Annotated in this window: 1 protein-coding gene; it reads left to right on the forward strand. The window is 42.8% G+C overall.

Annotated elements, in window-relative coordinates; genetic code table 11:
* Positions 1-283, forward strand: a 283-nt coding sequence (locus tag HC175_RS23470; protein ID WP_168140131.1) for an ATP-binding cassette domain-containing protein, incomplete at both ends; no start/stop codon positions are given.

The following is a 283-nucleotide window of genomic DNA, read 5'->3' on the forward strand; positions in this document are numbered from 1 at the left end:
TCTTGTTATGGAAGCTCTGGAAAATGTAGGTTTAGCTCATACCCTCGATCTAATGCCTGCAGAGCTTTCAGGAGGAATGCAACGAAGAATTGCATTGGCAAGAGCCCTTATTCTCAAGCCAAAGATCATCTTTTACGACGAACCCACCACAGGATTGGATCCCATTACAGCAAAAGAAATCATACTGCTTATGCTGGATGTGCAGAAGAAATACAATACTTCTTCTCTAATAATCACCCACGATGTGGATTGTGCACGTGTGATCGCGAACAGGATCATACTT

Source organism: Salinimicrobium oceani, from assembly GCF_012037645.1.